Origin of the sequence: uncultured Tateyamaria sp. (assembly GCF_947487805.1) — a bacterium.
GTDB lineage: Bacteria > Pseudomonadota > Alphaproteobacteria > Rhodobacterales > Rhodobacteraceae > Tateyamaria.
In genome coordinates, this window is sequence record NZ_CANKXW010000011.1 from 109,674 (window position 1) to 126,619 (window position 16,946).

At 63.8% G+C, this 16,946-nt stretch carries 16 protein-coding genes; 8 read left to right on the forward strand and 8 right to left on the reverse strand.

The features are described 5' to 3' along the window. Nucleotides 1–45 precede the first annotated feature (45 nt). The 5 genes from Q0949_RS20265 to cysG are packed head-to-tail and all read right to left on the reverse strand — an operon-like array spanning nt 46 to nt 4,578. The gene (locus tag Q0949_RS20265; RefSeq protein WP_299376815.1) at nt 46–456 is read right to left on the reverse strand and encodes a DUF934 domain-containing protein; all 411 of its coding nucleotides are present in this window, start codon (nt 454–456) and stop codon (nt 46–48) included. Beyond that, nucleotides 453–1,184: a phosphoadenylyl-sulfate reductase gene (locus tag Q0949_RS20270; RefSeq protein ID WP_299376817.1), complete on the reverse strand. Its 732-nt coding sequence runs from the start codon at nt 1,182–1,184 to the stop codon at nt 453–455. The genes Q0949_RS20265 and Q0949_RS20270 overlap by 4 nt, the downstream gene beginning before the upstream one ends. Before the next feature lie 27 nt (nt 1,185–1,211). Next, entirely contained in the window at nt 1,212–2,876 is a 1,665-nt protein-coding gene (locus Q0949_RS20275; protein ID WP_299376820.1) for a nitrite/sulfite reductase, read from the reverse strand. After that, nucleotides 2,876–3,175, reverse strand: a complete 300-nt coding sequence (locus Q0949_RS20280) for a DUF2849 domain-containing protein (RefSeq protein WP_299376822.1) — start codon at nt 3,173–3,175, stop codon at nt 2,876–2,878. Before Q0949_RS20280 ends, Q0949_RS20275 begins: the two co-directional genes overlap by 1 nt. After that, the gene (cysG, locus tag Q0949_RS20285) at nt 3,175–4,578 is read right to left on the reverse strand and encodes a siroheme synthase CysG (RefSeq protein ID WP_299376824.1); all 1,404 of its coding nucleotides are present in this window, start codon (nt 4,576–4,578) and stop codon (nt 3,175–3,177) included. The genes Q0949_RS20280 and cysG overlap by 1 nt, the downstream gene beginning before the upstream one ends. Nucleotides 4,579–4,718: 140 nt before the next feature. Between cysG and Q0949_RS20290 the strand changes: the two genes are divergently transcribed. Further along, the gene (locus Q0949_RS20290; RefSeq protein WP_299376827.1) at nt 4,719–5,186 is read left to right on the forward strand and encodes an Lrp/AsnC family transcriptional regulator; all 468 of its coding nucleotides are present in this window, start codon (nt 4,719–4,721) and stop codon (nt 5,184–5,186) included. Between the two features lie 220 nt (nt 5,187–5,406). Here Q0949_RS20290 and Q0949_RS20295 read toward each other — a convergent pair whose 3' ends face one another. Next, nucleotides 5,407–6,573: a cytochrome P450 gene (locus tag Q0949_RS20295; protein ID WP_299376830.1), complete on the reverse strand. Its 1,167-nt coding sequence runs from the start codon at nt 6,571–6,573 to the stop codon at nt 5,407–5,409. A 58-nt stretch (nt 6,574–6,631) separates the two neighbouring features. On the opposite strand from Q0949_RS20295, the gene Q0949_RS20300 reads away from it, so the two are divergent. From Q0949_RS20300 to Q0949_RS20320, 5 genes are all read left to right on the forward strand, one after another. Further along, on the forward strand, nt 6,632–8,365 hold the full coding sequence (locus Q0949_RS20300; RefSeq protein ID WP_299376833.1) for an ATP-binding protein: 1,734 nt from the start codon (nt 6,632–6,634) through the stop codon (nt 8,363–8,365). Then, nucleotides 8,362–9,591, forward strand: a complete 1,230-nt coding sequence (locus Q0949_RS20305; RefSeq protein WP_299376835.1) for a sigma-54 dependent transcriptional regulator — start codon at nt 8,362–8,364, stop codon at nt 9,589–9,591. The genes Q0949_RS20300 and Q0949_RS20305 overlap by 4 nt, the downstream gene beginning before the upstream one ends. Before the next feature lie 243 nt (nt 9,592–9,834). Next, the gene (locus Q0949_RS20310) at nt 9,835–10,833 is read left to right on the forward strand and encodes a DctP family TRAP transporter solute-binding subunit (RefSeq protein ID WP_299376837.1); all 999 of its coding nucleotides are present in this window, start codon (nt 9,835–9,837) and stop codon (nt 10,831–10,833) included. A gap of 79 nt (nt 10,834–10,912) precedes the next feature. After that, nucleotides 10,913–11,602 (forward strand): TRAP transporter small permease, encoded by a 690-nt coding sequence (locus tag Q0949_RS20315; RefSeq protein ID WP_299376840.1) that lies wholly within the window; start codon nt 10,913–10,915, stop codon nt 11,600–11,602. 3 nt (nt 11,603–11,605) lie between these two features. Further along, nucleotides 11,606–13,147 (forward strand): TRAP transporter large permease, encoded by a 1,542-nt coding sequence (locus Q0949_RS20320; RefSeq protein WP_299376843.1) that lies wholly within the window; start codon nt 11,606–11,608, stop codon nt 13,145–13,147. Between the two features lie 190 nt (nt 13,148–13,337). Here Q0949_RS20320 and tpiA read toward each other — a convergent pair whose 3' ends face one another. Continuing rightward, nucleotides 13,338–14,069, reverse strand: coding sequence for a triose-phosphate isomerase (gene tpiA / locus Q0949_RS20325; RefSeq protein ID WP_299376846.1), 732 nt, complete (start codon nt 14,067–14,069; stop codon nt 13,338–13,340). A gap of 94 nt (nt 14,070–14,163) precedes the next feature. On the opposite strand from tpiA, the gene Q0949_RS20330 reads away from it, so the two are divergent. After that, nucleotides 14,164–15,069, forward strand: a complete 906-nt coding sequence (locus Q0949_RS20330) for a 2-oxoglutarate and iron-dependent oxygenase domain-containing protein (RefSeq protein ID WP_299376849.1) — start codon at nt 14,164–14,166, stop codon at nt 15,067–15,069. Then, nucleotides 15,066–15,707: an HD domain-containing protein gene (locus Q0949_RS20335; RefSeq protein WP_299376852.1), complete on the forward strand. Its 642-nt coding sequence runs from the start codon at nt 15,066–15,068 to the stop codon at nt 15,705–15,707. Before Q0949_RS20330 ends, Q0949_RS20335 begins: the two co-directional genes overlap by 4 nt. Before the next feature lie 233 nt (nt 15,708–15,940). On the opposite strand, the gene Q0949_RS20340 is transcribed toward Q0949_RS20335, so the two are convergent. Continuing rightward, complete coding sequence (locus Q0949_RS20340) at nt 15,941–16,945, reverse strand: zinc-dependent alcohol dehydrogenase family protein (RefSeq protein WP_299376856.1); 1,005 nt, start codon at nt 16,943–16,945, stop codon at nt 15,941–15,943. Nucleotide 16,946: the final 1 nt, after the last annotated feature.

Genomic DNA, 16,946 nt, shown 5'->3' on the forward strand with positions numbered 1-16,946 from the left:
ATAAGGGCGCAAATGGTCGCGCGCCTTGATCCGTGTCAACGCAGGCTAGTGGTTCGACTGCCCGCGCAGACGCGCCTGATAGTCGTGGTTCTGCCAATCGGCGCGGAACGTCCACTGGTCTTCGGGCTGGCGGGCGGCCAGAGCCTGGGCGATCTCGACCTCGTCGAACCCGGACCGGCGCGCCATCGCGTATTGATCCGAAATCACGTGCCCCCGCGCCCGCAAACGGCCCCGAAAGCCGCGCAACCGCAGCATCCGCGCAATGGTAAACCCGCGCCCGTCGGCAAAGCTGGGGAAATCCACGCGGATGATCTCCGCGCTCAGCGGGATCTGATCGGGGTCGGCGTCGCTGGGCACATCAAGGGCCACGGCGTCATTGGCGGCCTCGCCCAAGGGCGTGTAACCGCGATCCCATGTGTCGGGGCCAAAGCCCTGATCCGTCACAATAATTGTCATTTGCTTTCTCCTACGCGCACCATTCTGCCATTCACAAAATGGATGCCACATTCGTCCTTGTCCGTATCGCGCCAGCGTCCGGCGCGGGGGTCTTCACCTCGTGCCACTGGCGAGGTGCAGGGCGCGCAGCCGATGCTGGGATAGCCCCGCGCCACCAGCGGATGCCGGGGCAGGCGGTTTTCGTCCATATACTCGGCCACATCCGCAGGGGCCCAGCGGGCCAGCGGATTGACCTTGATCCGGCCCGTGTCGTCCTCGACCTCAAAGAATTCGAGACGCGCGCGTGTGCCGGATTGGTAGCGTTTGCGCCCGGTGATCCAGCCGCCGTAAGGCGCCAGCGCCTGTTGCAGAGGCCGCGTCTTGCGCAGCGCGCAGCACGCATCGGTGTCACGCCGGTGCAATGTGCCGTCCGGGTCCTGTACCACAATGTCCTGCGCGCGGATCACGGTCACGTTTTCCAGCCGCAGCCGTTCGGCCACGTCCTGCTGGTACACCAGCGTCTCGGCAAAGAGCATCTCGGTGTCGATAAAGATCACCGGCACGTCCCGCCGCACCATCGCCGCCAGATGCAACAGCACCACCGATTCCGCGCCAAAGCTGGACACGAGTGCGATGTCCGGCACCGCGTCAAAGGCCGCGCGCAGCACATCCGTGGCGCCGTGATGGGTCAGTTTCGCGTTCAGCGCGCTGACCATCACATGCGCCTCGGGCTGCGTCGGGCCGTGCATATTTGGGGAACAATGAAGCATCAGACCCTATTCCGCGGCAACCTTGGTCTCGGGGTAGAGGGCGGACTTGAACGGGGCGAGGCCCGTGCGCCGGTAGGTGTCGAGGAATGTCTCGTCCGCGTCGCTGCGCAGGTCGAGATAGGTGTCCACGATCCGTTCCACCGCCGGGACGATCTCGTCCGCGGAAAAGCCGGGGCCGACGCGGTCGCCGACGGCAGCCGTTTCGGTGTGATCGCCGCCCAGCGTGATCTGGTAGTTTTCGACGCCTGCGCGGTCGAGGCCGAGGATGCCGATATGGCCCACATGGTGGTGGCCACAGGCGTTGATGCAGCCCGAGATCTTGATCTTGAGCGCGCCGATCTCGTGCTCGCGTTTGAGGTCATCAAAGGCTGTGGCGATCTCCTGGGCGATGGGGATCGAGCGGGCCGTGGCCAGCGCGCAATAGTCCATGCCGGGGCAGGCGATGATGTCGCTGATCAGGCCGATATTGGCGGTGGCGAGGTCCGCGTCCTTGAGGCGCGCGTGCAGCGCGGGCAGGTCGGACACGTGCACATGGGGCAGGATCACGTTCTGTTCGTGGCTGATGCGCAATTCGTCGTGGCCGTAGTCTTGCGCCAGATCGGCCATCAGGCGCATCTGGTCCGCGCTGGCGTCACCGGGTGTGGCCCCGTGTTTCTTGAGCGAGATCGACACGATCTTGTAACCCGGCGCCTTGTGGGCGGTCAGGTTGGTGTCGGCCCAGCTGCGGAAAACGGGGTCGTTGTGATAGGCGTCCTTGAACGGTGCCTCGGACGCAGTCTTGAACGCGGGAGCGGCAAAGTGCTCTTCGATCTCGCGCAGCATCTGGACATCCACGCCCGAGAAGGTCTTGCGCGTTTCCACAAACCGTTCTTCGACCAGGCGACGGATTTCGTCGATGCCGTGCTCGTGCACGGTGATCTTGATGCGCGCCTTGTACTTGTTGTCGCGGCGGCCGATCTGGTTCCAGACGGACACGACCGCTTCGAGGTACGGCAGCAGGTCCGCTTCGGGCAGGAAGTCGGTGATGACCTTGCCGATCATCGGCGTCCGGCCCAGGCCACCACCCACGATGATCTCGTAGCCGCGTTGCCCGTCACGGGTGACCATGCGGATGCCGATGTCATGGGCCTTGGTCACAGCACGGTCGTTGGGCGAGCCGGTGATGGCGATCTTGAACTTGCGGGGCATGAACTGGAACTCGGGGTGGTCGGTAGACCACTGGCGCATCAGCTCGGCCACGGGGCGCGGGTCGGCAATCTCGTCCGCTGCGGCCCCTGCGAAATGGTCGGCGGTCACGTTGCGGATCGTGTTGCCAGAGGTCTGGATGGCGTGCATGCCCACCTCGGCCAGCGCGTCCAGCATGTCCGGCACGTCCTTCAACTCGGGCCAGTTGTACTGGATGTTCTGGCGCGTGGTGAAGTGGCCATAGCCCTTGTCCCAGCGCTCTGCGATCTCGGCCAGCTTGCGCATCTTGGCGCTGTCCAGCGTGCCATAGGGGATGGCCACGCGCAGCATATAGGCGTGCAGTTGCAGATAGAGACCGTTCATCAGGCGCAGCGGCTTGAACTCGTCCTCGGTCAGGGCACCTGCGATGCGGCGCTCGACCTGCGCGCGGAACTGGCGGTTGCGTTCCGCAAGAAACGCGGTGTCGAACTCGGAATAGCTGTACATTATTGCAGCTCCACTTGCTTGCCATGGGCATAGTTGCTGGGACCGGTGGCCCGGAATGTTTCGCGGAAATGAGTGGGGGCGGGCACGCCGTCCGTCACGGCCACATCGGCCAGATAGGCGCCCACAACCACATCAACCTGCTGCGAGGCCTCGATCAGACGCAGATCGGCATCGGCCTCATCGGTCAGCACCTCGGCCTCGTCCAGCCGGCGGGTCCAGCCCGTTGCAGTCTGGTAAATCACGTCGCCTGCGAGCAAATGATTGGCGGTGACCACTTTGGGGGTGAAAGCCTTGGGCATCAGTGCGCCTCCTGAATTTGGGGCATGGGAATCTCGGGGATGGCGGCCAGCGCCGCGCGCGGGGCGAGACCGATAAAGGTCAGGGCAGGGCCGCCCAGACCGGCGCGGCTCAGGGTCGGCTCCATCTCGGCTACGGTGGTGGACAGGACCTGCTGATCCGCACGGCTGGCATTCTCAACAAACGTCACCGGCGTGGCCGGATCAATCCCGTGCATCAGCAACCTTCCTTGGATGAACCGCGCCGATTTCTTGCCCATATAGACCGCGGCCACTTCGCCGGGCTGCGCCAGCGCGCGCCAGTCGTGATCGGCAAAGCCACGCGTGTCATGACCCGTGAGGAAGCGCACCGACGAATTGCGGCCCCGCCGCGTCAGCGACTGACCGATAGAGGCGACGGCCGCAGAGGCTGCCGTGATACCCGGCACGATGTGATAGTCGACATTCGCGCCCGTCACGGCATCGATCTCTTCGTCCAGACGACCAAACACAGTGGCGTCGCCGGACTTCAGACGCACGACCTGCGCGCCTTTGAGGCCATGCTCCACGATCAGTTCGTTGATGACCTCTTGCGGGGTCGAGGGGCCAAAGGCTTCCTTGCCCACGTCAATCATGGTTGCCTCGCGGCGGGCCAGTTCGAGGATCTCCTTGGAAATCAGGCGGTCGTAAATCACCACATCCGCCTCATCCAGCGCCTTGCGCGCTTTCAACGTCAACAGTTCGGGATCACCGGGGCCCGCCCCGACAAAGGCAACGTGGCCGCGGCGCGTCTCGCGCAGCAGGTGATCGGCCAGCAGGTTGTCCAGCGCGGGCTGCACGGCCTCGACACTTTCGGCCACTGCCTTGGGACCTGCATTGAAATAGTAGTCACGCCAGAAGTCCCGGCGCGCACGGCCAAAGGGCAGGGCGTCAGCCGCCTTGCGAAACGCCTTGCCGATCCGCGCCAGCGTGCCCAGCGACGTGGGCAAACGCTCTTCAAGGTCGGCCTTGATGGCGCGGGCCAGCACGGGGGCGGCCCCTTCGGTGCCGATGGCGACAGTGACAGGATCACGGTCCACGATGGCGGGGGTGATGAACTGGCTGTCAGCCAGATTGTCGACGATGTTGACCAGCGCGCCGTCCGCATGGGCGATGGCGGCTGTGCGCTTGTCCTCGGTGGCGTCCTCGTCGGCAGCATAGAACAGGGCGGCACACATCGCATCGCCCGGCTCCATCGCACGGTCGATCAGGCGCAGCTTACCCTCGGCGGCCCAGTTCTTGATCTGATCGTCGGCGTCGGGCGCAAAGACCGAGATATGCGCCGTTGTCTTCATCAGCAGGCGCAGTTTCGCCAGAGCGGCATCGCCGCCACCCGACAGCACGATCCGACGACCTGCGGTGTTCAGGAAGATGGGAAAATGGTTCATCTGCGCCTCGTTTCGTGAATTCTGACCCTCAATATAGGAAATTTTCCCGGTTTGGCGCTAGACAGCGGCGCAGATAAGGATGATTGTTCCTTATGTTTGCAGGTGCAGAACGCCTGTTTCCCGAATTGGAGCGCTTTGGAATGTCTGTTCGCATCGACGACGTGGATCGCAAAATTCTGGCCGAGCTACAGCGCGATGCCAGCCAGTCGCTGGACGATATCGCCCGCGCGGTGGGGTCCTCAAAGACGCCGGTGTGGAACCGGATTCGCAAGTTGCGAGAGGCCGGTGTGGTGGGTCAGCAGACGGTTGTGCTGGATGCCGAGGCACTGGGGTTCGAGGCCTGTTTCTTTGTCCTGATCCGCACGTCAGAGCACGAGGCGGATTGGCAGGCGAAGTTCCTGCAGGCCTTGCGCGACCGGGCCGAGGTGCAAGAGGCGCACCGGCTGGCGGGTGACATCGACTACATCCTCAAGGTGCGGGTCAAGAACGCGCGGGCCTATGACGCGTTCTACCAGGCGCTGATCTCGGAGGTGCGGGTGCACAACGTCACGGCGCTGCTGTCGATGGAAGAGATCAAGTCCACCACGATGCTGCCTATCGAGACGTGATCAAAAGGAGCGCTACCGCGCATTCTTTATGCTGCCAGCGGTGAGGCGACGCTTTGCTTGTGACGCTGCGCGGCTTGGACAGTTTGGATGTTTTGCTGAGAGGTCGCTTAAGGCGCAGTGCGTCTTAAGCGACCTGTTCGAGGGTGATGTGAGTCGCGCCCGCATCAAGGACAAGCCGCCTGCGGCGGTGACCTTTGGCCATCCTTGACCCGGTCCCGACTCACGACGCGACGATCAGGCGGTCGAGTTTGTGGAAGTGGTAGCTGTCGGCAAATTTCGGTGGCTCGGTTATGTGCAGATTGGGCATTGCCGTGAACAGCATCGGCAGCGCGATCTGCATTTCCAGCCGCGCCAGCGGCGCGCCGACGCAGAAGTGCAGGCCCCCGCCAAAGGCGACATGCGGGTTCTTTTTGCGGGTCGGGTCGAATTGGTCGGGCCTGTCAAACACGGCCGGGTCGCGGCCCGCGGCGCCGAGGATCAGCGCGACCTCGTCGCCTGGACCCAGTGTCTGACCCTGCACCTCGATCGGCGCGTAGACGTGGCGCGTGAACATATGCAGCGGCGGGTCATAGCGCATGACCTCTTCGACGCAGCGCTCGGGGTGGGCAAGGGCGTCTGTGGCACCGTGGTCCACCAGCGCTTTGACCGCGTTGCCAAGGCTGTGCACCGTTGCCTCGTGCCCGGCATTCAACAGCAGGATGCAGGTGCCGATCATCTCGTCCATGCTCAGGGTCTGGCCACCGTCTTCGGCCGCGATCAGTTCGGTGATCAGGTCGTCGCGCGGGTCATTGCGCCGCTCTTCGATATAGCCGCGCAGGAAGGCCGTGAATTCGGCGGCGGCCGTGTTGGCGGCGTCCTCGATGGCGCGGCTGCGTCCCGCCTGATACATCGCCACCATCGCCGCGGACCAGCGCAGCAGGTCCGGCCCCATCGCCTCCGGCACACCCAGAAGGCGGGCGATCACGCGCACCGGCACCAGCTGGCAATAGGCGGGGATCAGGTCGAACGGCCCTTCGGGCAGCCCCGCCAGCAGGTCGGCACAGATGGCGCGGATATCCCCCTCCAGCGCCGCAATCCGCCGGGAGGTGAAGGCGTGCAGCACCAGACGCCGCAGGCGCGTGTGTTCGGGCGGCTCCAGCTCCAGCAGGGAATACCGTTCAACCGCGTCGAAATCCGCCAGATGCGGCGCGGACGCCCCGCGCCCCGGCACCGCCCGCCCCAACCGCCGGTCGCGCAAAAGCGCGTGCACCGTGGCGTGGTCAAAGGCCGCGTGCATCCCGTACTCCTGCCAATAGACCAGCCCGCCCCGCGCCCGTGCGGCATCGTAAACGGCATAGGGATTCTGAACAAAGGCGGGGTCGTGGGGGGACTGCTGCAACATGAGCAAGATGTCTCAGCCCCGCGCCCGCTTGGCAAGCCCCGATGCCCGCGGCTAGGGTGCGCCCATGACATCGGGTCTTATCAGACGGGTCAGCGTCGTGCTGGGCTTTGTGGCGGTCGTCGCGCTGGCGGCGGCGGGGGTGTGGCGCTATGGCTACTTCCAGGCGCTGGACCAGCTGTCGCGCCAGGGCGCATCGGACCTCGCCCTCGCCTCGGACCGGCTGACGGGGCAACTGCAACGCTACCGCGAGCTGGCCGTGCTGGTGGCCGACCACCCGCAAGTGGGGGCCGTGCTCGCAGGCGAGGATGTCGCCGCAGCCGAGGTGCTGCTGCTCGAGATTGCCGACAAGACCGCCGCCGAGGACATCCGCCTGACCGACGCCACGGGGCACGTCATGGCCTCCGCTCGGCCCACACCCACAGGCGTCGACATCGCCCCGCTGGTCCAGCGCGCAACTCAAGGCGCGCTCGGCTGGGGCAACGGCAAAACGCCCGCAGGTGCCCGCGTGTTCGCCTATGCCGCCCCGGTGTTCAACGCCCAGTCCAAGGTGCAGGGGGCTGTGGTCGTCACCGCCAACCTTGCAGGCATCGAATGGGACTGGGTCGGATCGAACCCGGCCGTGTTCTTCACCGACGCGCAAGACCGCGTGTTCATCACCAACCGCTCTGAAATCGTGTTCTGGGAACGGCCCGAAAACGCACCGGGCCTTGTGCCTGACACCGGCCCGCCACTGCCCTTCGACAGCTACCAACTGGGCCGTCACGAAGTCTGGCAAATGGGGTGGGGGCCGTACCTGCCGCAAAACGCGCTGCACCTCGTGCGCGCCCTGCCGGTGATCGGCATGACCGGCGAGGCGCTGGTGGATGTGGCCCCCGCCCGCCGCCTCGCCACGCTGCAAGCCGCCGCCGTGGCGGGGCTCTGCCTTGCCTTCGGCGCGCTGCTCTTTCTGGCCACCGAACGCCGCCGCACTCTGGCCGATGCCAACGCGCTGCTGGAACAGCGCGTGGCCGAACGCACCGCCGCCCTGTCCGACACCAATGCCCAGCTCCGCCGCGAGGCCGAGGAACGCGAAGAGGCGCAAACAGCCCTTGCCCGTGCGCAGGCCGACCTCGTGCAGGCGGGCAAACTGTCGGCGCTGGGCCAGATGAGCGCGGGCCTCAGCCACGAATTGAACCAACCGCTTATGGCGATCCAGACCTATGCCGAAAACGGCAAACAGTTCCTCGCCAAATCGAAACCCGACCGGGCGGGTGAAAACCTGGGCCGCATCGCCGACATGGCCCACCGCATGGGCCGCATCATCAAGAACCTGCGCGCCTTTGCCCGGCAGGAAAGCGAACCGGCCGTGCGCGTCGATCTGGTCGCCGTGGTGCAAAGTGCCGTTGAACTGACCATGCCCCGCATCCGGCGCGAGGATGTGACGCTTGACCTCGATCTGCCCGACACGCCCGTCTGGGTTTCGGGGGGCGAGGTGCGGCTGGGGCAGGTCTTTGTCAACCTGATCTCCAACGCGGTGGACGCCATGGCGGGCACCGACACGCGCCGCCTGACCCTGTCGGTCGCGGGGGCCTCCGTCACCATCCGCGACACCGGGCCGGGCATCGCCGTGCCCGACCGCGTGTTTGACCCGTTCTATTCCACCAAAGAGGTCGGCGCCTCCGAAGGCATGGGGCTGGGCTTGTCGATCTCCTACGGCATCGTCCAAAGCTTTGGCGGCGAGATCCGTGGCGGCAACAGCGATCAGGGCGCGGAATTCACCGTCGAACTTCTGCCATGGACAGAAAGGGACGCGGCATGACCGTTCAGGTGCTGGTGGTCGATGATGACGCCGCCGTGCGCGACGCACTGGCGCAAACGCTGGAACTGGCGGATTACGTACCCATCACAGCGGCCTCTTTCGTGGTGGCCAAGGATCATATCACCCGCGACTTTGACGGCGTGATCCTGTCGGACATCCGCATGCCGGGCCGCGACGGGTTCCACCTGCTGGCCCACACGCGCAAAGTCGATGGCGACCTGCCGGTGATCCTGCTCACCGGCGAAGGCGACATTCCCATGGCCGTGCAGGCGATGCGCGAGGGCGCCTTTGGCTTCCTCGAAAAACCTTGCGCGCCCAGTGACTTGCTGTCCGTTCTTCAACGCGCGCTCAAATCCCGTGCGCTGGTGCTGGAAAACCGCCGCCTGCGCAAACTGGTAGAAAGCGGCGATCCCGCCTCGCGCATGCTCTTTGGCACCTCCGATCTGGCCGACGGCTTGCGCGCCCGCGTCCGGCTGGTTGCCCCGCTGGAAACAGAGGTGCTGGTGACCGGCGCGCCCGGCACCGGTATTTCCAAGGTGGCCGAGGTCATCCACCTGTCCTCGCTCCGGTCCAAGGCCGCCTTTGTCAAACGCGCGGCCAGCGATCTGCGGCCCAAGGCGCTGGCCGAAGCAATCAAGGAGGCCGAGGGCGGCAGTCTCTTTCTCGACGAGATCACCCATCTGCCCGCCGCCAGCCAATTGGCCCTGCTCGAGGCGCTGGAGGCAGGCTGCGATGCGCGCCTCATCGCGGGCAGCAACCGCGACCTTGCCGCTGCGGTCGAGGCGGGCGCGCTCAATGCCGATCTCTACTACCGGATCGAGGTCATGCCCGTCCGCATTCCTTCGGTGGGCGAACGCCCCGAGGATATCCCCGTGCTCTTCCGTCACTATGTCGCGCAGGCCGCCGAACAGGCGGGTCTGACCCCGCCCGAAATCGGCCCCGACCACATGGCCGCGCTGATGGCGCAGGACTGGCCCGGCAATGCGCGGTCGTTGATGAGTGCGGCGATGCGCTTCGTGCTGGGCATGCCCGAGGACGCGGCGCAGGCCGCCGATCAGGGCCTTGCGGAACAGATGGCGCGGGTGGAACGGTCCTTGCTTATTGCCGCGCTGGGGCGACAGAACGGCCACGCCAGCGCCGCCGCACAGGCCCTGCAACTGCCGCGCAAGACCTTCTACGACAAGCTCAAGCGCTACGGGATTCGGGCCGAGGACTACCGGCGCTAACACTGTGCGGAAATCCGCACAGTGTTGCGTGGTGCCGTGCGGAATTCCGCACATGTAAGCGATAGATGGCGGCGATAGAGGGTGAAGTTCTGTAACTAAGGTGCTGTTTTTGAATAATTTTTATTTGTTTTTCAGACCTTTCGAAGAACTTAATGCTGCACCCACCGCGCGGTCTGCTTTTATGTGGCGGCCTGTCCCCGCGGGGACAAACGGTTTCACAACATTTCTCTGGGAGGAGACATTATGAAATTTTTGACCGCTGCCGCCCTGGCCCTGACCGTCAGCGCGGGCGCCGTTGCCGCCGCCTGCGACTCCGGCGAGATCGTGATCAAGTTCAGCCACGTGACCAACACCGACAAGCACCCCAAGGGGATCGCCGCCACGTTGCTGCAAACCCGCGTGAACGAAGAGATGAACGGCACCGCCTGCATGGAAGTGTTCCCGAACTCGACGCTCTACAACGATGACCAGGTTCTCGAGGCGCTGCTGCAAGGCGACGTTCAACTGGCCGCGCCGTCGCTGTCCAAGTTCGAGCAGTTCACCAAGCAGTTCCGCATCTTCGACCTGCCGTTCATGTTCTCCGACATCAATGCGGTTGACGCGTTCCAGGCCTCCGAGACAGGCCAGGCGATGAAGGAATCGATGACTCGCCGCGGTCTGCTCGGGCTGGCATTCTGGCACAACGGGATGAAGCAGATGTCGGCCAACAAGCCGCTGATGTCGCCCTCGGATGCCAGCGGCCTGAAGTTCCGCGTGCAGAACTCCGACGTGCTCAAGGCGCAGATGGCGGCCCTGGGTGGTTCGCCCCAGCCGATGGCCTTCTCCGAAGTCTATGGCGCGCTGCAGACCGGCGTTGTGGACGGGCAGGAAAACACCTGGTCCAACATCTACGGCCGCAAGTTCTTTGAAGTGCAGGACGGCGTGACCGAAACCAACCACGGCATCATCGACTATCTCGTCGTGACCTCGGTCGACTTCTGGGACAGCCTCGAAGATGACACCCGCACGCAGCTGGCCACGATCATCGAAGAGGTGACCGAGACGCGCAACAGCGAGGCCACCGCCGTGAACGCAAGCGCCAAGCAGGCGATCATCGACGCGGGCGGCACCGTGCGTCAGCTCACGCCAGAGCAGCGCGCCGAGTGGGTGGCCGTGATGAAGCCCGTCTGGGACCAGTTCAAGGACGACGTGGGCCAGGAAAACATCGACGCCGCTCAGGCGATCAACGCCGCCACCAACTAAGGCTGGCACCAGGGTCCGGCGGCACATGCCCGCCGGACCCGTTCTCATTTTCTGAACATTGCGGGGAAAGGGCAGGACCATGGCAGGCGCTTATGATCCGGGCACCGGGTTTGGCCGTTGGGTCAACGAAATCGAAGAGACGGCCATTGCCATCCTTCTGGCACTCATGACCTTGATAACATTCATCAATGTCGTGTTGCGCTATGGCTATAACACTGGCCTGATCTGGGGGCTGGAGATGGTGACGTTCCTCTTTGCCTGGCTCGTCCTCTTTGGCGTCAGCTATGCGGTCAAGGTCACCGCGAACCTCGGCGTGGACGCGGTCATCAACCTGTTTTCCCCGGCCACACGCCGCATCATCGCGCTGGTCGCGGGTGCGATCTGCATCGGCTATGCCTTCCTCGTGTTCAAAGGCGCGTGGGACTACTGGGCCAATTTCGCCAACCTGCCGCAGACCACAGGCCGCTGGTTCCCGACCGGGTTCGAAGAGATGAAGCGGTCGTCCTATCGCGGCTGGTACGAGACGGTCGATATTCCGCATCCCGTCTGGCTGAAATGGATCGAGCCGCTGATGAACGAGGGCGAGGCCTATGAAAAGATCCCGCGCTTCATCCCCTATTTCATCCTGCCGTTTGGCATGGGGCTACTGCTGTTTCGCTTTGTCCAGGCGGCGGTGCGGGTCTGGAAGGGCCAGGCCACAAGCCTGATCGTGAGCCACGAGGCCGAAGATGCGATCGAAGACGTCAAACACATGAACGAAGGCGACTAAACCATGGAAGTTGCAATTCTTTTTGCCCTCGTTGTGGGGATGATGCTGATCGGCGTGCCGATTGCCATCTCGCTGGGGATGTCCTCGATCATCTTCCTGCTGGTGCTGAGCGACACCTCGCTCGCCTCTATCGCGCAGACGCTGTTCCAGGCGATGGCGGGGCACTATACGCTGCTGGCGATCCCGTTTTTCATCCTCGCCTCGACGTTCATGTCGACCGGCGGTGTCGCCAAGCGGATCATCCGGTTTTCCATTGCCGTTGTCGGGCATTTCCCCGGCGGTCTGGCGATTGCGGGCGTGTTCGCCTGCATGATGTTCGCGGCCCTGTCCGGGTCCAGCCCGGCCACGGTGGTGGCCATCGGGTCCATCGTGATCGCGGGCATGCGGCAGGTGGGGTATTCCAAGGACTTTGCCGCCGGTGTCATCGCCAATGCGGGCACGCTGGGTATCCTGATCCCGCCCTCTATCGTGATGGTTGTCTATGCGTCAGCGACGGACGTGTCCGTGGGGCGGATGTTTTTGGCCGGGGTCATTCCGGGCCTGATGGCGGGATCCATGCTGATGATCACCATCTATGCCATCGCCAAGGTCCGCAATCTGCCCAAGGGCGATTGGCTGGGCTGGGGTGAGGTGGGTGCGTCGGCGGCGGCGGCCTCGGGCGGTTTGTTCCTGATCATCATCATTCTGGGCGGCATCTATGGCGGTATCTTTACCCCCACCGAGGCGGCGGCGGTCGCAGCGGTCTATTCCTTTTTGATTGCCAGTTTCATCTATCGTGACATGGGGCCGTTTTCGAAAACCGCGCCCGCGGCGGGGAATTTCACCGGCATCACCCTGATGGGGGGCGTCGCGGTGGGCATCCTTTTGTGGCTGGTCACGGGCGGGGCCGTGGATCTGACCACATCCGTTCTGATCGGGTTCGTTGTCGCGGCGGTTGGTGCGGTGGCCGAGCGCATGTTGCGCGGGCTGGATGTGAACCCCGTGGCCATCGGCAAGGATCTGGCGCGGATGCCGCTGGCGCTGGTGCACCGCGACACGAAGAACGCGTTTTTCGAGGCCGGCAAGCTGACCGTGACGTTGATGTTCATCATCGCCAATGCGTTGATCCTGAAGCATGTTCTGACTGATGAGCAGATCCCGCAGCAGATTGCGGGCGCGATGCTGGATGCGGGCTTTGGCCCCGTCGTGTTCCTGATCATCGTGAACGTCATCCTGCTGATCGGGGGGCAGTTCATGGAGCCGTCGGGCTTGCTGGTCATCGTGGCGCCGCTGGTGTTTCCGATTGCCATCGAGCTGGGGATCGATCCCATCCATCTGGGCATCATCATGGTGGTGAACATGGAGATCGGGATGATCACGCCGCCTGTGGGTCTGAACCTGTTCGTGACCTCAGGCGTGGCGGGGATGCCGATGATGCGGGTGGTGAAAGCAGCACTGCCGTTCCTGGCTGTGCTCTTCGTGTTCCTGATCATGGTGACCTATATTCCGGCCATATCGCTGTGGTTGCCGACGCTGATGATGGGGCCGGAGATAATCGTGCAGTAGGTATGTGGTTTGCGCGGCGCGTTTTTTGAAAATGACGCGCTGCGCGCGACACGATGTTCAGGGGGGCGCTGCCCCCCGCGAATAAAGTGAAAGGGGGGCGCTGCCCCCCGCGATTAAAGTGAAAGGGGGGCGCTGCCCCCCTTGGCGCTATGCGCGCCATCCCCCCGAGGTATTTGCGGCGAAAGGAAGATCAGGAGGCGGCGAGGGCGTCGATGATGGGTTGGAAGTCGTCCGGTTTCAGGGACGCACCGCCCACGAGGGCGCCGTCGACGTTCTGGGCGGTGAAGATTTCGGCGGCGTTGCCGGGTTTGACCGAGCCGCCGTAGAGGATGGACATGTCTGTGCCTGCGGCGCCGAAGCGGTTGGTCAGTTTTTCGCGGATCATGTCGTGGGTTTCGATGATCTGGTCGAGCGTGGGCACGCGGCCGGTGCCGATGGCCCAGATCGGTTCATAGGCGATGACGGTGTTGTCGGCGGTGGCGCCTTCGGGGGTGGAGCCGTCAAGCTGGGCCGCGATGATGTCGAGGCAGTCGGGGCCGAGGCGTTCGGCCTCGCTTTCGCCGATGCAGATGATGGCGGTGAGGCCTGCGGCGTGGGCGGCTTCGGCCTTGGCGCGGATCTGGGCGTTGGTTTCGGCGTGATCGGCGCGGCGTTCGGAGTGGCCGACGATGACATGTGAGGCACCTGCGTCCTTGAGCATCGACGCGGCGGTGTCGCCGGTATGGGCGCCGGAGGCCTGTGCGTGGCAGTCCTGGCCGCCGATGGCGATGGGGCCTGAGATTTGGGCCGCGCGGTGGATCAGGGGGGCTGGTGGGCAGATCAGGACCTTGGTGCCGTTCGGGGCGGAGAGGGTTGCGAGGCCGTCCAGCATCGCCGGGGTGCCGTTCATTTTCCAGTTGCCTGCTGCCAGTTTGCGTCCCATGCGTGCCCTCGTTTGGTGATGTGCGATGTGGGTTGGTCCTAGCATCGGGGACGCGGCTGCGCTAGGGCGTGGCGAAACGAATGGAGGGCGGGGGATGATCCCGAGACTGGATGCGGCGAAGTTGGCTGTGGGTGATGCGGAGAGCCTGGAGGCGCTGCGCGTGGCGGCCACGGGCGTGGGGTTTGCTACGGTGTACAACACGCAGCTGACGGGCGCGCGTGTGGCGGATGTGATCGAGGCGTATCGCGCGTTCTTCAAGCTGCCGGAGCGGCGCAAACAGGCGCTCGACATGGCGCGGACTGGGTCGAACCGGGGTTGGGGTGCTGCCGGGTCCGAGCAGGTCGATCCGGATGCCAACCCCGACTACAAGCAGTTCTTTGACATCGGGTATCAGCTGCCCGCGGGGCACCCTTTGGGCGAAAAGATATTCTATGCGCCCAACCAGTGGCCGGAGGATCCGGCGTTTCATGCGGTGATTTCGGCCTATTACGGAGATGCGATCGCGGTGTGCAAGGGGCTCTTGCGGGCCATTGCCACGGCCATCGGGGCGGATGCCGCGCATTTTGACGGCGCGTTCGACACGCCCATGGCGCTCTTGCGGGGCAATTTTTACCCCGCGCGGCCCGATTGGGCGGGGGCCAAGGACTTCGGGATTGCAACGCATACCGACTATGGCTGCCTGACGCTGTTGGCGACGGACGGATCGCCGGGGTTGGAGGTGCGCAAGCGGGGCGGGGGCTGGATCCCGCTGAGCGCACCGCCGGGCGAGTTCATCATCAACTTTGGCGAGATGCTGGAATTCTGGACCGACGGTCTGGTCAAGGCGACTCCCCACCGGGTGGTGGGCGGCACGGCGGAGCGCATTTCGGTGCCGATGTTCTTCAACCCGACCTATGACACCAACGTGGCCCCGGCGGGCAGTGGCGAGGTCATGCTGGCGGGCGATCACCTGAGCGCGCGGTTCCGGCAGACATATGTGCATTTGCAAGACAAAACATGAGCTTGCAGGCCGACCTTGAGGCAGAGGTGCGCAGGGTCTGGCAGGATCAAAGCGACGGCGCGCATGATATCTGGCACCTGCGGCGGGTCTGGGCCAACTGCTGTGCGATCCTGACGGACATGCCCGACGGTGCGGGACACGTGGACCGGGACGCGCTGATGATCGCGGCGTTTCTGCATGACGTGATCAACCTGCCCAAGGATGATCCCGCGCGGGCAGATGCAGCGCGGCTGTCGGCGGATCATGCGGTGGCATGGATGGCGGTGCGTGGTATGGGTGGGCAAGACACCGTGCACCACGCGATCTGCGCGCACAGCTTTTCGGCGGGCGTGCCATGTGCCACGGACACGGCCCGCATCTTGCAGGATGCCGACCGGTTGGAGGCGCTGGGGGCCATTGGCATCGCGCGCTGCTTCAACGTATCGGGTCAGATGGGCGCGGGGCTGTTCCATGGGGGCGACCCGCTGGGTCACGCGCGCGATCTGGACGACCGGGCCTATGCGCTGGATCATTTCGAGGTGAAACTCTACCGCATCGCAGAGACGCTGCACACCGCGCCCGCCCGCAAGATCGCTGCGGAGCGGGTCGCCTTCATGCGCGGGTTTGTGGCGCAGATGGTCAAGGAACTGGGCGCTTGAGCGCGGATGTGAGACGTGGGTTTTTTGTGGTGTGACGTGAATGGTGCGCGGTATTGGTGGTTTCGCTCGCGTCAATATATCTTGATTGATAGCTGACCTGCGACTTAGGCGCGGCGAACGGCAGATCTGAGCCCATTCCTACCTCAATGATGCATTGCGGCTAATGTCAGCTTTTTTCTTTTCAGGCGCACCTGTACCCACAATTTCAAAGACTCGTCTATGGGCCCGGACTATCAGATTTGTACCACGATTTTTCCCAAATGGCTGTTGGTTGCCATGTACGCATAGGCGCCCGAAATATCGGAGAGCGGGAACGCGCGATCGATGACTGGCTTAAGCTCTCCACTGGCCCAGAGCGGACCGAGGAAGTCGACCGCTCTTCTGCGTCGGTCTGCATGATCCAGAAGGTGCCAGACCAGATGAAAGCCGCGGATGGTGATGCCTTTGGTCAGAATTGGATAGAAGGGCAGCCCCGGAACTTCACCCGACTGAAAGCCCATCAGAACCATATTTCCCTCGGGGACAAGGGCTTCGGCGGCGGGGGCGATCATATCTCCGATGATGGAATCGCAGACAAGGTCCACACCCTTGCCTTTTGTGATCTCGCTGAGGCGGGCACCGATATCGTCGTCGTCCGTGACGATCACATGATCCGCGCCCGCATTTTTGAGGTCGGCAACTTTCTTTTGCGATCTGGTGGTTGCTATACCGCTCGCACCGATCTGCTTGAGTATCTGGAAGGCGGCGGTCCCGACACTTGAACTCGCGCCGGTTATCACGACGGATCTACCGACCGCGTGAATGGGCATCTCGCCCGCTTGAACGATCATCCCAAAAGCTGTGGCAAAAGCCATCCAGAACGCGGCGGCATCCTCGAAACCGATGCCGTCAGGAATCCGTTCCAAAGCATAAGCTGGCACGTTAACAACTTCGGCCAGGGTGCCGTATTTTGCCCAATCCATCATCGGCAAGACGCAGACCCTGTCACCTTCAGCGAAATCAGATACACCAGAACCAACGCTGATGATTTCTCCTGCGCCTTCAGCACCCAGGGGCGCATTTGGGATTGGTGGCTGGACGAGATAGTGACCAGCGACATAAAGCAGCTCTGCCCGATTGAGGCCCGCCGCGCGCATGCGGATTTGCACTTCATCAGCCGCAGGTGGCCGAACGGGCCGATCGACGAGCCTGATTTTCTCTGGCCCTCCAAGCATGTCAAATTGTGCGATGGTCGGCATA

Excerpts from the sequence above, each read along its gene's own strand:
- Q0949_RS20265 (WP_299376815.1), bottom strand. The coding sequence starts at position 456 with ATGACAATTATTGTGACGGATCAGGGCTTTGGCCCCGACACATGGGAT.
- Q0949_RS20270 (WP_299376817.1), bottom strand. The coding sequence starts at position 1,184 with ATGCACGGCCCGACGCAGCCCGAGGCGCATGTGATGGTCAGCGCGCTG.
- Q0949_RS20275 (WP_299376820.1), bottom strand. The coding sequence starts at position 2,876 with ATGTACAGCTATTCCGAGTTCGACACCGCGTTTCTTGCGGAACGCAAC.
- Q0949_RS20280 (WP_299376822.1), bottom strand. The coding sequence starts at position 3,175 with ATGCCCAAGGCTTTCACCCCCAAAGTGGTCACCGCCAATCATTTGCTC.
- cysG (WP_299376824.1), bottom strand. The coding sequence starts at position 4,578 with ATGAACCATTTTCCCATCTTCCTGAACACCGCAGGTCGTCGGATCGTG.
- Q0949_RS20290 (WP_299376827.1), top strand. The coding sequence starts at position 4,719 with ATGTCTGTTCGCATCGACGACGTGGATCGCAAAATTCTGGCCGAGCTA.
- Q0949_RS20300 (WP_299376833.1), top strand. The coding sequence starts at position 6,632 with ATGACATCGGGTCTTATCAGACGGGTCAGCGTCGTGCTGGGCTTTGTG.
- Q0949_RS20305 (WP_299376835.1), top strand. The coding sequence starts at position 8,362 with ATGACCGTTCAGGTGCTGGTGGTCGATGATGACGCCGCCGTGCGCGAC.
- Q0949_RS20310 (WP_299376837.1), top strand. The coding sequence starts at position 9,835 with ATGAAATTTTTGACCGCTGCCGCCCTGGCCCTGACCGTCAGCGCGGGC.
- Q0949_RS20315 (WP_299376840.1), top strand. The coding sequence starts at position 10,913 with ATGGCAGGCGCTTATGATCCGGGCACCGGGTTTGGCCGTTGGGTCAAC.
- Q0949_RS20320 (WP_299376843.1), top strand. The coding sequence starts at position 11,606 with ATGGAAGTTGCAATTCTTTTTGCCCTCGTTGTGGGGATGATGCTGATC.
- tpiA (WP_299376846.1), bottom strand. The coding sequence starts at position 14,069 with ATGGGACGCAAACTGGCAGCAGGCAACTGGAAAATGAACGGCACCCCG.
- Q0949_RS20330 (WP_299376849.1), top strand. The coding sequence starts at position 14,164 with ATGATCCCGAGACTGGATGCGGCGAAGTTGGCTGTGGGTGATGCGGAG.
- Q0949_RS20335 (WP_299376852.1), top strand. The coding sequence starts at position 15,066 with ATGAGCTTGCAGGCCGACCTTGAGGCAGAGGTGCGCAGGGTCTGGCAG.
- Q0949_RS20340 (WP_299376856.1), bottom strand. The coding sequence starts at position 16,945 with ATGCCGACCATCGCACAATTTGACATGCTTGGAGGGCCAGAGAAAATC.